At 62.0% G+C, this 19,592-nt stretch carries 13 protein-coding genes and 1 pseudogene; 3 read left to right on the top strand and 11 right to left on the bottom strand.

The window, feature by feature from the left end:
* The first annotated feature begins 158 nt into the window (after positions 1-158).
* Positions 159-2,249, top strand: a complete 2,091-nt coding sequence (locus ACZ7NC_RS40755; RefSeq protein WP_471496515.1) for an ATP-binding protein — start codon at positions 159-161, stop codon at positions 2,247-2,249.
* A 44-nt stretch (positions 2,250-2,293) separates the two neighbouring features.
* Here the strand turns inward: ACZ7NC_RS40755 and ACZ7NC_RS40750 are convergent, their stop codons facing one another.
* The gene (locus ACZ7NC_RS40750) at positions 2,294-3,169 is read right to left on the bottom strand and encodes a S1 family peptidase (protein ID WP_471496513.1); all 876 of its coding nucleotides are present in this window, start codon (positions 3,167-3,169) and stop codon (positions 2,294-2,296) included.
* 445 nt (positions 3,170-3,614) lie between these two features.
* Here ACZ7NC_RS40750 and ACZ7NC_RS40745 point away from each other — a divergent pair, with 445 nt between their 5' ends.
* Together ACZ7NC_RS40745 and ACZ7NC_RS40740 are read left to right on the top strand one after the other, a co-directional pair.
* Positions 3,615-5,162 (top strand): DUF7933 domain-containing protein, encoded by a 1,548-nt coding sequence (locus tag ACZ7NC_RS40745; protein WP_471496510.1) that lies wholly within the window; start codon positions 3,615-3,617, stop codon positions 5,160-5,162.
* A 316-nt stretch (positions 5,163-5,478) separates the two neighbouring features.
* The gene (locus ACZ7NC_RS40740; RefSeq protein WP_471496508.1) at positions 5,479-6,267 is read left to right on the top strand and encodes an SSI family serine proteinase inhibitor; all 789 of its coding nucleotides are present in this window, start codon (positions 5,479-5,481) and stop codon (positions 6,265-6,267) included.
* A 2-nt stretch (positions 6,268-6,269) separates the two neighbouring features.
* Here the strand turns inward: ACZ7NC_RS40740 and ACZ7NC_RS40735 are convergent, their stop codons facing one another.
* From ACZ7NC_RS40735 to ACZ7NC_RS40690, 10 genes and pseudogenes are all read right to left on the bottom strand, one after another.
* Positions 6,270-7,526, bottom strand: coding sequence for an acyltransferase family protein (locus ACZ7NC_RS40735; RefSeq protein WP_471496505.1), 1,257 nt, complete (start codon positions 7,524-7,526; stop codon positions 6,270-6,272).
* Between the two features lie 13 nt (positions 7,527-7,539).
* Entirely contained in the window at positions 7,540-8,328 is a 789-nt protein-coding gene (locus ACZ7NC_RS40730) for a DUF459 domain-containing protein (protein WP_471496525.1), read from the bottom strand.
* A gap of 187 nt (positions 8,329-8,515) precedes the next feature.
* Positions 8,516-9,838: a bifunctional glycosyltransferase family 2/GtrA family protein gene (locus tag ACZ7NC_RS40725; RefSeq protein WP_471496503.1), complete on the bottom strand. Its 1,323-nt coding sequence runs from the start codon at positions 9,836-9,838 to the stop codon at positions 8,516-8,518.
* An 870-nt stretch (positions 9,839-10,708) separates the two neighbouring features.
* Positions 10,709-12,403: a glycan biosynthesis hexose transferase WsfD gene (gene wsfD, locus ACZ7NC_RS40720; protein WP_471496501.1), complete on the bottom strand. Its 1,695-nt coding sequence runs from the start codon at positions 12,401-12,403 to the stop codon at positions 10,709-10,711.
* Entirely contained in the window at positions 12,403-13,221 is an 819-nt protein-coding gene (locus ACZ7NC_RS40715) for a septum formation family protein (RefSeq protein WP_471496499.1), read from the bottom strand. Before ACZ7NC_RS40715 ends, wsfD begins: the two co-directional genes overlap by 1 nt.
* Before the next feature lie 44 nt (positions 13,222-13,265).
* Positions 13,266-14,645 carry a glycosyltransferase family 2 protein gene (locus tag ACZ7NC_RS40710; protein WP_471496496.1) on the bottom strand — a complete coding sequence of 460 codons (1,380 nt, stop codon included), beginning with the start codon at positions 14,643-14,645 and terminating at the stop codon, positions 13,266-13,268.
* The gene (locus ACZ7NC_RS40705; RefSeq protein WP_471496494.1) at positions 14,642-15,124 is read right to left on the bottom strand and encodes an archaeosortase/exosortase family protein; all 483 of its coding nucleotides are present in this window, start codon (positions 15,122-15,124) and stop codon (positions 14,642-14,644) included. Before ACZ7NC_RS40705 ends, ACZ7NC_RS40710 begins: the two co-directional genes overlap by 4 nt.
* A 1,169-nt stretch (positions 15,125-16,293) precedes the next feature.
* Positions 16,294-16,569, bottom strand: a complete 276-nt coding sequence (locus tag ACZ7NC_RS40700; RefSeq protein ID WP_471496527.1) for a hypothetical protein — start codon at positions 16,567-16,569, stop codon at positions 16,294-16,296.
* 257 nt (positions 16,570-16,826) lie between these two features.
* A pseudogene (locus ACZ7NC_RS40695) lies at positions 16,827-17,021 on the bottom strand (chaplin); the annotation flags it as partial.
* A gap of 1,034 nt (positions 17,022-18,055) precedes the next feature.
* Positions 18,056-18,700 carry a zinc metalloprotease gene (locus ACZ7NC_RS40690; protein WP_471496492.1) on the bottom strand — a complete coding sequence of 215 codons (645 nt, stop codon included), beginning with the start codon at positions 18,698-18,700 and terminating at the stop codon, positions 18,056-18,058.
* Positions 18,701-19,592 lie beyond the last annotated feature (892 nt).

The following is a 19,592-nucleotide window of genomic DNA, read 5'->3' as shown; positions in this document are numbered from 1 at the left end:
GGTGGCATGAGTGCTGCAGGCAAGTTCATCTGAGCAAAGTGAGCCACCAGTGGGTTACCTGTTTCGATTCGCACCACATCAGGTGCGACTGGAACCGTCTATGCCCGATTCTGCAGAGCCACGTACATGGGTGATGTGCAGGAGCAAGACTGTCCCGCGTGCTCAAGAACACCCCTGGACGCCGCCCCAGCAATCTGCCGTCGCAGGCGAACCGTTTTGTCGGGCGGCAAACGGAACTCGCCTGGTTGCAGCGCGAACTGCAACCAGGAGATGACTGCGGCCGTGTGATCAGTCTCATTGGCGTCGGCGGCGTCGGCAAGACCCGCCTTGCGCTGAAGGCAGCACGCAGCGTCAGGGACGCATACCCCGACGGCGTGTGGTTCGTTGAACTCTCACCCTGGCCTCCCGCCGCCGGTATGACGGTCATCGCCACCCTGGCAGCCCTGCGGCTCGTGGACCAGACCACTCAGCCGCCACTCGAGGTGCTTTCCCACTGGGCACGTGACAAACGCGCACTACTAATCCTCGACGCCTGCGAACACATGTTGCCGGACTGTGTATCGCTGCTCGCTGATCTGCTCGCGACAGCACCCGAACTGCGCGCCCTGGTCACTAGCCGGGAGCGACTGGCCATACCGGCGGAGCGCACGCTGTACGTCGGGCCGCTGTCGACGTCCGGTGACGCGGTGAATCTCTTCGCCGAGCGCGCCGCTGCGGCAGATCCCGATTTCGTGCTCCACGACGGCAATCGGTCCACGGTGGCATCCATTTGCGGGTACGTCGACGGCGTTCCACTCGCCGTCGAACTGGCTGCCGCCCGGCTGAGCGAGTTCTCCCTGGAGCAGTTGCACAGCCACCTCGACACGAGCCTTTCCTCTCGACTCAATCTGCTCAGCTCACAGGCGGGGGAAGGCACAGGCCCGGCTCGGCACCTGACAATGCGGGCCACCATCGGCTGGAGCCATGAACTGTGTCAACCGCTGGAGCGGTTGCTGTGGGCCCGACTATCCGTCTTCCCCGACGAATTCCGCACCGAGACCGCACAGGAGGTCTGTGCGTACCCACCCTTGTCCACAAGCCCCGTACCCGGACTTCTCGCCCGCTTGGTGGACCAGTCCATCGTCTTGCCGCACCCCACAGAGCCCGGCTGCTTCCGAATGCTGGCCACCACTCGTGAGTACGGTGCTGCCTGGCTGCGAGAACTGGGAGAGGAAGACGCGGCCCAACTACAGCACCGCGAGTACTATCTCCGCCTCGCCCGCGACGCCAACGCCGCATTCAACACAGACCGTCAGGAAGCGTGGTGCCAGCTCATCCGCCTCGAAGGCGCCAACATACGTGCCGCGGTCGACTGGTCACTGGAACATCCCGACCAACATGCCGCCCTGGACCTGGCGTGCGCGACAGGGTTTCTCTGGATGCATTCCGGCAGCCCACGGGAGCACATACACCGCATCAGCCGTGCCCTCGAAGCCGAATCCGTCCAAGCACCTGGCAACGTGCATGCCTTGTGGCTGCGCGGCGCGTTGTCGGTGTGCAAGCCTGATTGGCAGCCGGCCGGCGAGTGGGGCCGACGCTGTGCGGATGTGGCCAGAAACTCGGATGACCCGGAGGCAGCCGCAGTCGTCGGCACCCATATCACCGGCTGCAACCTCGCTATCACGGGACGACTGGAAGAGGCCGTTGCGTTCCTGTCCGACGCCGAACAGCTGCCTGTTCGTGATGACTGGATCGGCCTACTCCAGCTGCAGATACGCCTGAGCCTGTCATTCGCGTACTTGAAGCTCGGCGACTATGAAGCGGCGTCCGCAGTGGCGAATGAGATTCGGCAGGAGAGCCGGCGCCGTGGAGAACAGCTTGTGGGTGCCGCCGCCGAGTCTCAGCTGGCACAAGTCAACCTCGCTCGAGGCGACATTGAAGCGGCAGTCCACAGCGCCACAAGCGCCGTGCAGCGGCATGCGAAACTGCACAATGTGTGCGACCTGGCCATCGACCTTGACGTACTGGCCGCCGCGATTGCCGGTGCGGGGGACGGGCGCCGCGCGGCCCGGATCATTGGCATCGCCCGGCGCGTATGGAACCTCACCATCTCTCTCGCAGACTCGGCTTCGCTAGCAACGACCCGCCTCACCTGTGAGCGACACGTCCGCGGCACCCTTGGCGACCTGGCCTATGAGCGTGCATACGAAGAGGGCTTCACCATGTCGTACGAGGAGGGGGTGGCGTATGCGATACAAGCTCCACACTGATGAGCATGGCAACCGGCTGGGTGCCATGGGTTCGGGAGGCGGGATCAGCCCCGCCTCAGCACCTGCTTGATCCTCTTTGCGTTCCGAGAGTCTCCCAACGTCTTCCACAGTTGCGCCGAGCTCGCAGATGTGTACACCCCCGGAGCGCCCTGAACGCCGCAACCGTCGCCATACGACACACTGCCGATCAAGATCGGCACTTCACGGCCGGGCACCTTGCGAAAGATAGGGCCACCGCTGTCCCCCTGACAGGAATCCCTACCTTCAACTCCCGCACAAAAGTTGACCTTTGGGTCGTAGGAGTCGTAGCTCACCTGGCATTCCGGGTGCGAGAGGATCGGAACCTGCACCTCACGCAGGCGGTCCGGCTGGTGGGACAGCTCCGTGTCGGTATTGCCCCACCCGACAACCGTTGCCTGGTGTCCCGGCCGCAGCAGGGCATCCGTGCCCTGTGTGGGAAGGGGAGACGGCCTGATTCCTTTGACCGGCTTGGCCAACTCGAGGAAGGCAACATCATAAGAACCCTGGCCCCGGAGATAGCGGGCGTGGACCAGCACACCGCCCTTTGCGATGTCGCGTACCTGGCCCTGGGCGGGGTTGGAGAGGACCGTGCGGCCGACCGCTACCTGGAGGGACTTGGGGCCGACCGGCTTACGGTCTTCGTCAACCAGGCAGTGGGCCGCCGTCATCACGATGTCCGGCGCAACCAGGCTGCCACCGCAGAACTGGCGGTCCCGGGCGCTGCTCCGGCCCTTCTTGAGGAGTGCTGTCATGAAGGGATAGGCGTCGTTGGGGACTTCCGTTCCACCTACGATTGCGTTGGCCGCAGGCATGTTCGAGCCCAGCACTGCGAACGCCACGAGCCCGGCTAGAACGGCCGGCGACGACCTTGGCTTCGTGCCGAGCTTTCGGAATCTCATGGGGATGTCTTCTCTCCGTACGACGGAATCCGTGTCGTGTAGGAGATGTCAAAACGTGCACTGATATGACGTCATGTATGGCGTACGTCGCTGTGTGTCCGCGATGCTCACCTGCTGCTGTCCGGGGCGGCGGTGTCACGACTCTGGTGAGGAACCGTTCGAGGCGACGTTTCGATGATCACGAATGCGTTCCAGAACGCTGGCTGAACTTCCGCTGAGCCCTTAAGGAGGAAGATCACTCAGTTGGACTGCGCATTCGTCATACGGCGGAACTGCAACGGTCTCACAAGCAAGTCCCCTTGAAGATAGATGGTGAGAGAAGGAAATGAAGAGTCGCTTATCGAAAAATCGGCTTCTCGCTGCCGCACTCGCGGTCACCAGCGTCGCCGGAAGCGCCCTCGGGGTTGCAGGCATCCCAGCGACGGCGGCTCCGGCGCCGGGTAAGGTGATCTTCTCCGAGGATTTTGAGAACAACCCGGCGCCCGAACCCATCCGCCTCACCGCTTACCAAGGCGCAGGTGGGCAGAAATACGGCGCGGACCAGGAGTGGCTGAGCAACTGCAACGGCTGGGTCAACTCCTACAGCCAGCCCGATGCTCCCTCGGCTCCGCTCGCGGACTGTCAGGGCAAGAGCATCGGCCAGTGGGCCTTCAACCGGGTCCAGCAGATGTCCTGGGCTCTGGGATCACACAGGGGCGTAGACCCGGCCGGCAACCACGCGGTCTCGGCCCAGACGGAGGCCGACCCGGGCGCGGGGCATATCGAGTTCCAGACGCTCTCGAACATCCCGTTCGCCGGCAGCAACAGGTATGTGACCTTCAGCGTCGACGTCGCTGCAGCGAACTGCGAGAATCCGGGCACGAAGCCGCCGCTCCTGCAGTTCTCCAGGGTGGATGAGTCGGGGAACTCCACGGCCCTCGGCGGGGCGATCGACGCCTGCAGCAACCCGAAGACGGTGGACGTACCGGCGAAGGGCGTGGCCCAGGCGACCAAGGTTCACGTGGGCACCTACGCGGCGCCCGGCGCGGTCCTGGTCAACGGTGGCTCCATCGGCGTCCGCATGGTGAACAACGAAGGCACCTTCAACGGAAACGACCACGCCTTCGACAACATCAGGATGCTGGATGTCACGCCGTCCGCGAGCAAGGCGTTCAGCCCCAGCACCATCACCCCCGGCCAGACGTCGAAGCTGACCGTCACCATCGACAACACCGATGAGCTGGCCTCGAAGGACAACTTCAGCTTCACCGACAAGCTGCCGGCCGGAGTCACCATCGCGTCCGATCCGGCTGCGTCAACGACCTGTGGGAACGGCACGGTGACTGCGGCCGCCGGCAGCTCCTCGGTCGCGCTTGCCGGTGGCGACCTGGCCCAGGGCGCCGCCTCCTGCACGGTCACGGTCAATGTCACGGCGACCAACCCCGGTAAGTACACCAACGACCCAGCGGACTTCGAACAGATCGGTCTGAACAAGCCCGGGCCGGCCGACCTGGAGGTCATCCCCTCCGTAGACCTGGTCGTGACCAAGGTGGCCGACCCGAGTCTGGTGCACTGGCCCGTGAATCCGGACGGCACTGTCGCTTACAAGATCCTCGTCACCAACAATGGTCCCAATGACTCCTCCGGGTGGACGGTGAAAGACCCGCTGCCGGACCAGCTGCAGAACCCGACCACCAGCACGGCTGGTTGCCAAATCAATAGCGGCAACCTGATCTGCAACGGTGGCCCGCTGCGCGCCGGGTCCACGTTCACCATCACCGTCAAGGGCACGGCCCCGAAGCCCCCCGCCACCCTCGTCATGAACAACTGCGTCGAGGTCGAGGGCAAGGAGAGCGACCCTGACCCGGTGGACAGCAACCGCGCGTGCCAGACGGTAGTCGTTGAGCCCATTCCGCTCATCGACCCCGCCGTCGGTAGCGCCGCGGCGGCCGCAGTCGGCATCGGCGGATTCTTCTTCCTCCGTCGCCGCAACGCCCGTGGGCAGATGATCTAACCCGCGACCTCCTCAGGACTCTTCAACGTCCTGTCGGCGGGTCGGCCCCAGGCAACACAGACCAGGGCCGGGCGGAGACAGCATCCAGCTGGCTCCCTCGCTACTCCTGCCGGGCTGTTTGCCGTTTCGCCTCCCCTGGGCAGACCTTCTGCGTGAGGGTCTGCCCAGGGCGGCTGGCACGGTCATACAGTGGTCGCTGAAACTGAAAGCATGTGTGCATGTGTCGTCAGGGCTCCCGCTGAGCCCTCCAGCCACGGGTATCCTGCTGCCGACGAGGCGGGTCATCCTGTTTCCAGGTGGCACTAAAGCCGGCGTCGTGAACGGCCACACAAAATTTTGCGCTTGGAAGTTGGTCGGGGACACGCCCCGCCTGACCTCGTGCAGCACCGACCACGCGACATGTGATGTCTATTCAGACAAGCCGTCTTCCGCTTCGGATTCGAGCCTCGGCGTCGCGATCACGGCGAAGAGAATCCCCTTCGAGCACGAGCAGTTGATGACCAGGGCGGAAAGCGATCCGCCATGGCAGGCGTTCCTCTCCGCCGACTCCATAGCGAAGGTGCCTCGGCCGGCTCCTCATCGATGCCACGCGAGATTAGACCGTAGGCCGAGTTGGCTGCCAGGTGATGGTCCCAACTGGGCTTCCGGCAGCATTACGTCAACGGACAAGGACACGTTCGAAGTGACTCAATCCAGAACCCGAGCCATTGCTCTCATCGTTGGCCTGATCGGCATGTTCGCACTCACGCCTGCGGTGGCGCAAACCTCCCCTGAAGACGGGTCGTACAACCTTAAGCTCTACGCCATCAAGGGAGATTTGGACGGCTACGACTCCCAACCGCAAATCCAAGTCATCGCGGAAGGCCACCTGGAATGTCCGGACGGCGGCACACCCGAGAAGGACGAAGCTTGCGAAGACTTGGGCGCCGTGCACGGATTCATTGACCGGATCGCCGAGGGATCAGAAGGCTGCACACAGGATTACTCCCCCGTCTACGCGGTCGCCGAGGGACATTGGAAGGGTGACACTCGCGTGTTCGGTAAGGTGTTTGACAACCGTTGCATTGCTGTCAGGGCAACTGGCGGTGACCTATTCAGGATCTGACCTCAGCGAACTCCCGAAACAATTGGTCCATCCCCGTCGGCACCGTGCTGCGGTAGCGGCGTGCTGATGACGGCGAATGAGCCTACGACCACTGAAGCGCTGGCCACGGCCAACAGTAAGGTGCGCAGTCTGCAGCGTCGGGCCGGGGATTCAAGGAAGAGGTAAGAGAGGAGGGACAGCGTAAACGAGGCCATGACGGCCACCCCCTGATGGGTGGGCAGCTCCCATTGAGGGAAGGTGTGCCTTAGGTACACCCACACGGGCCAGTGCCAGAGGTAAAGGCCATAGCTGATTGTCCCCACGGCCACTACAGGACGGACAGCAAAGCTTTTTAGGACTGCCTTTTCCAGCAGGCTGGCAGTGCGATGACTGTGCTGTCGGCCCTCGAGAATTGCCAGAATCGTGATGAGCGTGGCAGCGGCGAGACCAGCCAGCGGGAGCTGCCAGAAGTACAAGGCTCTGGAGTCGATGGCCGCTTGCGTCCACAGGATCAGCAGGATGCAAACCGACGCTGCCGCAAGGAGGGGAAGTGCACTCCTTGTCGTCCGCGACTTCTGCATGCGGGACACCGCGGCGTTAGTGACACAGGCAGCGAGAGCTCCGAGACACAAGGCGCCCGCCCTGGTGTCCGTTCCCAGGTAGGCGCGGTCGGGCTGCCCGGGCACATAGTTCCACGCCGCAAGGATGTAGCACGCGACCGCTCCACTACCAGTTGAGAAGGTCAGAAAGCGTCGGCCACCGCTGCGTGAGACGAGCCCAACTACCAGTGCCGGCCAGACCAGATAAAACTGCTCTTCCACAGCGAGCGACCACAGGTGATTCAGTGGTGCTTCGGCAGGCAGAACTGACCAGTAGTCCACGTCGGCAAAGATGGTGTACCAGTTACCGAAAAACCCCAAGGCCGCCAGCGTCTGTGAGTTCACGGTGGAGCGCATGGCTGGCACGTCGGCAGACCACACCCAGAGCTGCACCATGAAGAGTACGCAGAGCAGAGCGGGCAGCAGTCGCCGCACACGATGGGCGTAAAAACGCCTCATCGTCAATGTTCCTGCTGCCTGCTGACGCAGTAACAGCCGCGTGATGACAAAACCCGAGATGACGAAGAAGAGGTCCACGCCGAGGAAGCCACCGGTCGGCCCTACGCCGAAGTGATAGCCCATAACGGCCAATACTGCTAAGGCACGCAGCCCGTCGATGGACCGGATGCGACGCCCTTGGTCATTCTCTGTGACGGCGGGGGCCAGAGTTGTCAGGATCATGGTGCCGCTTCTGCTAGCTATCGGTGAACATGGAGTTGAGAATCCACTTGGCTAGACGATCGCGGCTCCAGTCGGCAGGGTGATGGGTTTCGTCGTACAGCGCATGGCCCTGTGCGACTTCCGGGCACCCGCTTGCATTGCATAGCTCAGCATTGAGGTCCAAGAGGCGTACACCCTTATTTTTGTATTTTTCCGAGATCTTTTGGATTTCCCGATTCATTGTCCGGGCCAGTTTGTTCCAGGCCCCATCAGTAGCCGCCATGTTGGTTAAATAGACTGGAGTGCCATTCTGGGTGAGAATGTTGATGGCGAGGTCCATGTTGCCTTGAAACCTCTTACGGAAAAGGGGATGCTCGATGGTGAGCTCTACACCTTTTCCGTCGAACTCTTGCGAAACAATGTCCCAGTTCGCTGTACGCAGGAGCACGGCATCAGGCTGGTATTTCTTCATGTATTCTGGCCATTTCTCAGGCCATTCAAGGCAGGCCGGTGTTGGCTTTTTCCCTGCGATCCTGTCGGGCAGCATAATGCCGCAACCGCCTAGCCCGGCATTAACGATGACATTCTTGTCCGATGCAACCTTGGACATTCCATTACCGAAATAACCGGCCCACGAGTCACCTACAACAAGCACTGTCTTACCCCGGACGGCAGGAGAGAGAGTCTCTTCACCTACGCGCGGAGGTGCCGATCCCAAGGATGTGCTCTGCGGTCCTGGTGCCGGTGTTGCACTGGAAGTCTGCGCTGCTGTACTGGAAGCCCGATCTGGGACACCGGTGTCGACTGAACTACAGCCAGCCATCGTCGGGAGGAGGGCGGCGGGCAGGATAAACGCCACCCATCGGCGTGGCGATCGTACGGACACAGGAATCCCTTCGTCTTGCGTTACAGCGCTGGTGTGCGCGGGACAGTTGGCTGGAGGCGGAATCCGAGTGGACTGCCGGTGAGTAAAGCCCTTGCTCAATGGAGCAGAGGGACGATCTGCCTCGTCACCGCCGTCGGGCGAATACGGCAAACTTCATGGCAACGAAGCGGAAAACAGTAACCAGACAGCAGGCAACGGAAAGAACAATGACCTCGGAGATGAGCGAGGCTGAGCTTGCAAGCGCTCGATAGGCCGCCACTGAGCCTACGGTTACAAGATAGCTGAATGCGAAAAGAAAGATTCCGCCAGTATGGGCACGCGTGGCCCCAGTCAGCGAACCGCGGAATGTCAGACGCCTGTTGGCCTCGGTATTGATGATCGTAAGTGCCGTCTGCGCAACTAGATTGGCTACGAGCGGAGACCACCACATGCGCATGAGCCAGTAAAGCAGTGCATGTCCTGCTGTAGAAGCGACGCCGATTGCAAGGAAGCACCCAATTTCCCAGGTCGCAATACCGCGTCGTTCCCGGGCCAGTACGGCGTCAGGGTGCTCAGCAAGCGGTGCGGGGCGCGGAGGCAGCGGGACGACCGCTCCACCCGATGCCTTGAGCCGGGCCATTCGCCATAGTCCGGAGATGTTCTTGAGGGACGTCCGAGCCACGTCGACCCGACTGTCCAAGTCCTCGACCCAGTCGACAGCAACCTCATGGACACGCAGACCGTTGTAGTCCGCGAGAATGAGAAGCTCCGTGTCGAAAAAGAACCCGTCGTCCCGTGTTGCTTCGAGTAGTGGACGAACTACTTCTGTCCGGGCGGCCTTGAAGCCGCACTGGCCATCACTGAAACGGGTCCCATGCGTAAATCTAATCAGAGAATTGTAGGTGCGGGAGATGAATTCGCGTTGAATCCCGCGCTGTGTTTGTGCTCCCGGGGCGAGTCTGCTACCGATGGCTAGATCGGAATGCCCGCTGGCTAGGGGGGCGATGAGCGGGAGAAAACCGTTCAGGCCAGTTGAAAGGTCGACATCCATATAGGCGACGATGTCTGCGTCGCTGAGACCCCACACGGTGCGTAACGCGAGGCCCTTTCCTTTGTGGCCGAGACGCACAGCACCCACACCCGGCAGCTCTGAAGCGAGCTCTTGTGCCACCTCAAACGTGCGATCAGTGCTGGCATTATCGGCAACGGTGATGCGCCAGGAGAATGGCAATTCCTCCTGCAGCCGTGCATGCAGGGTACGCAAGCAGCCCGGCAGGGCACGTTCCTCGTTGTAAGCAGGAACAACGATTTCCACGGTCGTCGTTTCCGAAGGTGCTTGAGTAGAGCGATAGGACTTCTGAAAGGGGACAGGATAGGTCAGTGATTGCGGCAGCGTAGACAGGGCGGAGGATAATTTTGCGTCGACAGCACCTGCGGTCGAGGCAATTTCATGGGGTGCATTCATCATGATCCTTCTACGGTTGGGGATTGGCGAGCGCAGGAACCACCGTGCGAAACTCGCGGCTCGCAGCGTTCCTAAACCCTAGAGCTTTAATGCAAGCTCCGATTCCGCGGCGACTCCGGGGGACTTTGCTAAAAATTTGCCTCGCCGGTCAAGTAACTCTCAGGTTCAGATCATGCTGGCTATCCTGAGCGTTTCCTATCACACACCAATCGATGTATCGCGGAACACGCTTCCAGCAGTACATCGAATGGCGGACCAACCACGGTTACTCAGAAGTTCTTCGGCGGTGCGGCGCAGAGCGATGGGCCAGCGTCAGCATGCCTTCACCGCTGGCAAGCCTGTGGACGGCCGTTGTTCCAATAGAAGGCGAGCGAGGAATTGGAAGCCATACCGCCTATGGGTAGCTCTCGCAGTGAATTGGCGAGTCCGACGGCCATCGGTATTAGACTCCCCGCCGTATCTGTCTCGCCGGGTGCGGCAGCGAAATGAGAGACCGACGCCCACGGCTGGCTTTTCGTTGCCCAGAAGGACGGCACAGCATTCAGCGCAACCCGGCGTCGCTAACAGGGATCACAGCAACCGCCGTGCCACGGATTCCTGCATGTGGCACGGCGATTCGGAGTTCCTCATCGGACGTTAACGCTTTCACGCGTCATGGCAGTGCGGAGGGAACCTCTGTCTTATAAAGGACCGCTCGCGGGCAGGGTTCGTGCTCACCCACCGCATGACACGAGGAAGGAGACTCAGACATGTACGGAGGAGGTCCGGGCATCGGCGCAGGCATCGGAGGCGCGGTCGGAGGAGGTGGCGCACTGGCCATCACCGGCTCGGGACAATTGGAGCTCGTCGGCCTGCTGGGCGTGGTACTGGTCGTCACTGGTGCCTTGTTACTGCGGGCGGCTTCGTTGAAGCACCACCACCGTAGCTGACATCAGCCAACGGGGGTGCCGACTGGGCGGATGGCGTTCGTCCACTCGGCACCGCCGCTGGCATGTCAAGTGTGAGCCTCGGCTCCACGGAATAATCCCTCCGGAACATCAGACAGAAGCAGAGCGCGGCCAGTGGCATACAGAGGGCCGTCAGAAAGTCGGCCGGGATCATGTGCTTGTTGATGTCGGACGCCCCCTCACTCAGCATCGCGAGCCAGAACAGGCAGAACACCGAGAGCACCAGGCAGACCGTCATCCGACCGACAGCCCTGGCCGACGGCCGGGCCCAAGTCCGGCTGGCAAGCACGCCCCCCAACGTCAGCGTGCCGAGCAAGAGCAATGGCACCAGCGCCGGGATCGAATGGAAGAACTCGAAGATCCTGGTAACCACCACGATTCGGCGTTCTTTGGAGTAGGGCGGATGACCGGAATCGGGTGGATAGGCGCCGAGGTAGTTGTCAAGGGTCGGGTGTGTCATCGCCTGCACACCGCGCGCTCCCATACCGATCAGCCGGTCAGGGTGCGTCAGATAGTGGAACATGATTTTGCCCGGAGTGACGTTCTCGACGTACTCGTCCCAGTATGGCGTCTTGGCAGCGGAGTTGACACTGGTCATCCGGCTGCCGATGGCGGAGACCAGGGCAGGAGGAGCCCCGAGCGCTCGCAGATCTCCTGCCGGATCCGGGCTGTGCGGCAACATCTCAACGAATACGGCGTTGTACCAGACCTGTTGATTGAGACGCTCGACTTGCACAGAACTGAACCCGGCGGCGACACCGCAGAGCAGAGCACTGGCGATCAGAGCCGGCCAACGCACAGCCAGCCACCGCCCGAGCCGATGAAGACGGCTGCTGTCCTTAAGCTGGGTCGACCGAACCTTGGTCACGGGAGTGCTAGGAAGCCACAACAACGCCAGTAGGCCCACGGGCAGCAAACCGACAAATTGCGGCTTGGCCGTCATGACGACAATCAGCGCGACGGTCGTCAGGACAATGCCGCCGAGGGTCGCAGTCGACCGCCGCCACAGCAGGAGCAGGGCCGCACACAGCAGCAAGAGGCCAATCAGACCCGCTGGTTCGCTGTACGGCGAGATGAAGAAGTCCGCGAATGCCGAATCGCACATGACCAGGCCGAAGCCGGCAGCCGTCGTGAACCGCAGCCACACTGGCCCCGGCAGTAGCACCACAATCAGGGCGGTGACGGCGCCGAATGCGACTGCGCACAGCACGCCGACCGCCCGAAGGTCGAGTGCGCCGGGCAGACCGAGCACCGGAGTGAGGCTCTTGGCCAGCCAGAGCACCAATTGCTGCGACGAGTAGTATCGATCCCCCCAGCCCGGGGTCGCGCAGGCTTCACCGAACCGAGGCACTGAGATCCAGGTTGGGTACACATGTGCGTACATCGGCACGTCCCAAGGGCGGTCGTTTACCAGCCCCAGTGGGCAGAACAGGCGAACGCCGTCGCCATTGTCGCCCATCCCGACCATGCCGCCGAGCAACAGACGCACCAGCATTACGGCCGACCAGATGGTCCCCGCGATTGCCGCTACCGTCCACACCGCGCGGCGGCTGGGTTCACCGACCAGCTGCAGGCGCACTGCGACTCTGCTCAGTGCGTCGCGTGTGGAGCGCTCGATCATCACTGTCCCTCCGCGAACGAACTGAGCGTGCCGGTGATGGTCGCGTCAGGATCGGCGGGGCCGACACCGCACTTCACCGTCCTGTTGTCCTTCGCCCACTCGTCCCTAGTCGGCGTCTCGGCCTTGACTACGAGGCCCGGTGCGTGCGACCGCGCGAGAAACTCCCGTACGAACGGTTGGCACACACGGGTGGCAGCCGCCTGGATGTCGTCGGGATATGGCCCCCGGTCGAGGCTCAGCCAGGCATTGACCTCTTCCTGGTCGTGCGGACGGTCACAGGTCACAACCTCACTGCGTCGCTCACACGTGCGTACCGCCGCAGATCTTTCACTTTGCATGATGTCACGCACCGGAAAGCTCACCAATGGTCCGACTTCTTTGTCCAGAGACGGCGGTGACGTATCGCACCGCACCGTGCGCACTCCGCTGGCCCATTCCTTGCGGGTTGGGTATTTCGACCAGATCCCAAAGGCGAGGGAGTCCCGCGGCCCTGCGCCCAGGTACTCTCTGAGCTCTTCCGCGCTGCAGCGGCCGTTCATGTACTCCTGGAGCTGCTCCGGCTCGGGCCGTTGCTGCGCCTCAGCCAATGGACCCTCGACAGTCACCAGTTGGAAGGTCTCTGTCCGGTGCGGTCGATCGCAGGACACCGGCGGGGCGATATCACTGGGGTCGTACAGGTCCTCCGTCGTAAAGTAGTGGTGACAGGTGCCTACGCCTTGTCGGACTGTCGGTACGGCCTCCGCGGCTGAACTATTCGGCACGCAGCCTGCCAGGAACAGGATCCCAGCGGCGCCCAGCAGTGCTGGGTATGTTCGCATGTGCATCTCTTGTGTCGTCTCGGAGTCTCGTTGGTGATGGTGTGTCAGGCCTCTTTTGCGATTGGCCCGAGGACGAGTACCTCTGAATTGCGACGGGTCTTGGCCCAGCCTTGACGGCCCCATACCACTCGGCCGGTGGCGCGCCAGGCGATGACGTAGAAGAGGTAGATCATTGCGGCATAGGCAACGCCCCAACCGATGCATCGGACCAGCGTCTGCGAGGGTTCACAGCGGCGGTGATAGAGGTAGCCCCAGACTGCGAACTGCGCGATACCGAAGAATACGTAGAACATAAACAGCACGGCCCCGCCCGCCCACAGAAAGGCCATGGTCTCATTCGGGTAGAGGATCAGGTTGTTCAGGAAGATCATGATCGGGAGGGGGTAGATCACTGTCCCAATGAGCCAGAGCCAAGGCTGGATCAGGTAGTAGGAGATCTCGATGACGCCAGCATTGGAGAGGTACGGCGAGCGCCATGTTTTGGAGAGATAGCGCATGCATTGCATGGTGCCCTGGCACCACCGCGTCCGCTGTGTGACAAAGCGAGGCAGGCTCGGGAGCGCTTCCTGGTCCACCCAGGCCTCTGCGGCGTAGCCTGTACGAAAACCGGCCAGCATGATGTGCAGGCCGAGCTCGAAGTCCTCCAGTAACGATCCGCGCCACGGCGCCCGGTCGGGACCGGCGAGCGCATCAAGTGCCGTCATCCGGCTGAACTGGCCGTTGCCGCCCATGCATACGCTTTTCGTAGTCCGTCGGGACATCTGAATGGCGGAGATCGCGGCCCTGAATTCCATGTCCTGCATGCGGATCAGCGTGCGGCCGAACCAGTTCTGCATGCGTGTTCCGTCCGGCACTGGCTCGCGGACGTCCCGGTTGGTCATGCGGACCTCGATCTGGACCGCACCCATCTCCGGATTGCCGAACAGATCAGGTCCTGCACAAACGTCGAGCACGTTGGGGGAAGGGCGCCCGTCCGCGTCAAAGATGGCCACGATGACCGATGCCCGGTCTGTGCCCTCCGGTAGCCATTGGTCGAGCGCTCGATAGCCGGCGTTCAGCGCATAGCTCTTGCCCGTGCGGGCGTTGGGGCGGCGCCGCTGCACCAGGTGGACGAATGAGCAGTGCTCCGCATGGCTACGGACGATCTCCGCTGTCCTGTCGTCGGAATCATCGTCGATGACCCACAAGTGGACGTCGGGGTATTGCGCGCGGAGGTAGACGAGGGTGTCACCGATAACGCTCTCCTCGTCGCGGCAAGGGATGAGGAAGTGCCATGCAAAATCCTTCCCTTGGCCTGGTTGCTGCGGCTTCGCCCGCAGAAAGGAAATAACCAGCAGGATCACATAGACAGTGAATACAGCGTTAAGGATGAGGGCGAGCGACATCGCCAAACCGACGAACTCACTCTCTTGGAACGGCCTCACAGCGGTGCTCCGTTCAACTGGCCACGCGGCTCCCGTCGTCGCATCGCCACCAGCAGCAAGGCGGTCACCGAGGCAGCTACGCCCACCAGGCTGAGCAGCGAACCGACCACGGTGTGCGCCCAGCCGAAGCCGTCATCGCCCCATTGCTGATAGAAGAAGGCAATCAGGCAGAGCCGCAGCTGGTTCGTCACGACAAGTACAGCTGCCCCGATTCCCGTCCCCGCCAAAATACGCGGAATTGTAGAGCGATGGCTCGCCATAAATCCTGCGCCTACCAGAAGGAGCGGAAGGATCAGCAACGCCGAACTGCATCCTGACGTGATCCGCAGGCCCATTGCGTGCGGAGTGCCGAGGCCGAACAGCGCAACCGCTCGATCCCAAATGATGGCTGTACGTCCATCGGTGACCAGAGCGATGGAGTGCTCACCGGCTGCGGCCTCGACGGAGCGGAACCATTCGTTAAAGGCGTACAGAGCCACTGCGATGACTACGAAACTTGCGGAAATAGCGATGCGAAGGTAAGGAGGGCGGCCTGATGATCCAAGGCCGATGACCGGCACCTGCGGCGGCCCGGCCGTAAGGATTGCGCTCCTCCCCGGTCCGGTGTGACGAGATGTCGGATTGGGCTGCACGGCGTGGCCTTTCTCATACGGTGACGCCCGCGATCCGGACGCCTCACACCAAAGGAGGTCCGTAGAGACGAAGGATGACGCCGTGAGACGGAACGGGCGCCACAAGCCGACGCTCAGACACCTGTCGGGCCGCGCGTGCAGGACGGCGTATATTGCAATCCCTCGGGTGGAGTAGGCACACAGTATGAAGTTCGATCCGGCAATGTTATGAACGCAGGACACCCAGCCTGACTCTGTACCCACACGCATTTCTGCGGCTGCTGGATCAGGCTATTGGATCAAGCTAGATACCGTAGTTTGCAAAGGAGCTACCGAGAGTTGAGGGAGGCAACGGCATGTCGGGGGCCGGCGGCATTGGTGGTCGCGGTAGGTGTTGGTGCTAAGAAGGCGAGCAGGGGCTGGGGCCGGCCCATGCTCGAGGTAGCCATTAGATGCCCAGGTAGCGACGATGTTTCCGCAAGCGGGCTGCCAGGAGGCGAAGGCTTGTCGAAACGCGGGTACGGCCCGTGGCCACCGCATCGTCTGAGGTTGGTAATGGCTGCATGAGGGCGGTCGCGCCAGGGGCCACACGCGAAAGTAGCGCCCTCTGTGGCCCCTGACCTGGCAATCCGCGGCAGTGAACCCCTGGCCAGGCCATGGGCTTGCTTCGGGCAGCACACATGAGCGGCAGGCGCACGTTCAATATCGAGGGATCCGGGAAAGCGCCCTGATGATGGCTGCTTCGCCGGACCTGAGAGCATCAAGGCACCGAATGGGCCTCATCCCTGCCGGGTGCTTCTGTCGGGGCAGTGGGATCCGACCCAAGTGGGCATGGTCGGCCTGAGCCGATGCCGCCTCTTTGGCCTTCGTCCTGGGGCCTGCGACCCAGGACGAGTTGAGCTGAGGAAGGCCCGCTCCACTACCTGCAGTAGGAATTCCGACGGCGCCGATAGAGAATGACTCCGCCCACCAACAGTGCGGCCGAGGCAGCTGTCGCTGCGAGCACCCCCTCCGTACCAGTGCCTGCCATCACATTCTCACCGGCCGATGGCGGGATGGGCGAGGACAGCGGCGAGACGGCGGTCTGTCGACCCTGACCCAGCGATGAGGTTGTCGGGCTGTTGGGCTGCAGCGGGGGCGGAGGAGTCGGTGTAATGGGAGGTAGGGACGATGAAGTGGTCGATGCGGCGTGTCGACCGTGGCCCAGCAACGAGGACGTCGGGGTGGTGGGTGCCGCAGGTGACGGGGCAGTGGGCGTGCTGGGCAGTGATGGCGGTGGGGTCGTCGTCCTTGTGGTGTACCGGTCTTGCCACGGCGAGGAGGTTCTCGTCGGTGCCGTGTGCCGGTCATGGCCCGGCGAAGGAGACGCGGGGGATGTAGGGCGCGGTTTGGTTGTCGGACTGGCGGGGGGTACAGGCGATGATGGCCGGTGCGATGTGTGGTGTCGACCGTGCATTGGTGGCAACGCATGTGTGTTGCCCGCAGGGCGCCTGGTGGGTGGCTCTCCAACGCGTACTGGATGATCGTCCAGGATGGGGATACCGGACTGACCGGAGGCGTTGCCACAGGAAATGAGGGAGGCCCGGGTCTCTGCGGCGAGCGCGTTGACCGTATTGCCACAGACATCCAGTTGCACGTGGACCGGAATCTGCACCGTATTGTCTGACAGCACATCGGGCGTACCCACCGCGGGCTCTTCCGTCGGTGAGTCGGCGTGCGCCTCGCTGCTGTACAGCGAAAGGGCGCCTGTCACGGCGGCCGCCATGACGATTCCCTTGCTCAGGGTGTGTCGCACTCTCGTTTCTTCCTACTCGAAGAAAGGGATACTGGCCTCAGACCCGAAGAATTGAACGGCTCACGGCAGCATTCGAGCAGTTGCTCGACGGGCGGTGCGGTGGTCTGATGGCAGTAAAGCGCCAAGTGCCGTCCCCTGTTGGGCGATTGCACCGACCACGTCATCGCACAGGCTACCGCCGTGTCTGCCGAGGCTTGAACATGGTTGATCTGGAGACAAGACGGTTCGTTTCCTGTGCTTCACCTGCCTTCCCTTCCCTATGTCTTTGCTGCCATGGTCCGTGATGGCGGAAGCCGAGCGAGCACAGCATGAGTATCTCGCGCCATGGCCTGCGGACTGCAAACGAGGCATGGATGCTTGAAGAAACCACGAACTGTCAGCTGTTGGTTAATTCACCCCTGACGCTTACGCAAGCTGACGCAAGGATCTTAAATAAGGCGTGCTGATCACATCGGTGAAATCAAGTGATCAGCACTTCCTCTGTAATTCAGGAAAGCCTGAATGGTGGCGTCCTGGCCTGACAGCCGCCGAAGTGCCTGTTTCGACAAGAGCAGAGATAATCATCCTGCATCTTGCGGTACAAGACTTCGTGGCGTGCCCGATAGCTGTCATGCCTTCTGGCTGATGCACGCCGAGTTCCATGGGAGGGACCGTGCACGAGCTGTATGCACAAGTAGACCAAACATCCGTTCGCACACTTATCTGGCATGCGGTCAGCCCCGGCGGCACCCATGTCTCCCTGTGCGGGCTGCACTTCGAACCACGGCCTGCCGCAGGGAAGGAGAAAGCGGGAGCTGCAGAAGCGCTCGACCGCTACTGCCCCTCCTGTATGGACGCGATAGGTGCGGCAATGGCCGCCGCACGGTCCGGCCAGCATGCACGCCAGGGTTGACGTCGCAGGTCGGCCTTGGCTGCCGTCTGCAACAAGGTGTCCCGCTGGTGGTGGCTCCCAGAGTGGTTGGGGGACCGGACCAGTTGCGGTCCGTGCCGCCAAAGGCCCAGCGCTAGAGTCGATAGAGGCTCTTCACTGCATTTACCTCGCCCCGGCTGGGTGTGAGGGGATTGCATGACGTGCCGAACATGAGAATCCGCTTCATTACTTCACCGCAAGTCCCGGGATTCGCGGGGTTGATTCCTCCGGAGGAGTGGTCAAGTCCCAGTGCATGACCGACTTCGTGCGCAACTGTTGCAGTCTTGTCTCTCTTGCTCACGGCAGGATTGGTGAATGTCGGATTATCGAGTTTGATCGTCGCCGTAGCGGTGCAGTGAGTATTTGTGCAAATTTCCACAAGGTTCATTTCGCCGACCCTGCTACCGGGCAGATCGGTCATGCTGAACGTGATTCCAGGGTTAATCGTGCTCAGTTGGAAGAAGCCGGGCTGTTGCAACTCAGCTGCCCATCCGGACATGGCCCGTCGGACGATTTTTTTCACCTTAGCGGGGACATTCGGATCGAAATCGTATGTCACCGTGAGCGGGCTCAGCGTTGCGGGCGTGACGTGTTGCCAGGTCGGGAACGGTGTCACGGTAGCTTGGCTAGGGGTGGCGGTGGCCAGCTGAAGGGTGACCGCCAACGCCAAGGTGGCTGTGCTAGAAGGAATGACATGTCGCTTCTTCAAAGTTCTTCCTTTCTCGAGCAGAGCGATCAAACGTTTCTTGGAATGGGTAGCCAGTCCCTGAGTTGGCGCGACTCATGACTGGTCGACAGGCGGCGCAGCCCACGGCAGCCGCACCCCCTGGCGATCAGTGGCCGGAGGTGCTTGAAGCGGGTTCGACAGTCAAGAGTGAAAATACGATTGAGTATGATGAGTGGCAGCTCCGATACGGTGACGCACAGCACTTTATCGAAGCGACTTATCTGTTCAGGAAGCTCTAGAGGTTCTCCCGCATCGCTTCAGTGAGACTCTTTCATCCTGAGTTTGTGCAAATCAGGAGGGTCTGGACGGCAGTGGCGGTGCGGCAGATGCGGGTGGTTGAGCAACGTGCCCGTCGAGGACTTCAGCCGGACGAAGGCGGGTTCGCCGGGTGAGCGTGTTCGGGGTTGTACTGCTGGCAGGGCTCAGGCAGTTCGCGGTGTCCGTAGGAGGGGGCCGGATGGTGGGCCGACGCCCTGGTAGGTGCGGTCGGCAGGATCAGGACCTGGCGGGCGAGGCAGACATGGAGGATGCCGTGGGTGCGGGCCGCAGACGAAGATGGCGTCGACGATGACGAAGTCGTCTTCGCCCAGGCCACCAGGACCGGCACCAGCCTGTGCGAACGTCTCGCTCATGGGCAGATGGACCAGCGCCAAAAGGGTCCGCTTGGAACAACCGGGCTCGCGCCAGTACGAGTTGGTTTCACGTCTTCGCGTGTAGATGATCCACGAGACGTACTCCACCAGCTCATGCCGGACGTCGGGCGTGGAAGGATGCGCAGTCAAAAGGGCCCCTTGGTCGCAGGTGTGGTGCTTAGGTTCAAGGGGTCGTCGCAACACCGCTTGGCTTTAGACGGTGAGTAGATCACGTAGACGCTCGGCTGGGGTATCCCAGCCGAGCGTCTTGC

Source organism: Streptomyces sp. NPDC111802, from assembly GCF_055634335.1.
Note: the sequence above shows the minus strand (reverse complement) of the source record. Positions and strands in the feature narration are given on the sequence as shown.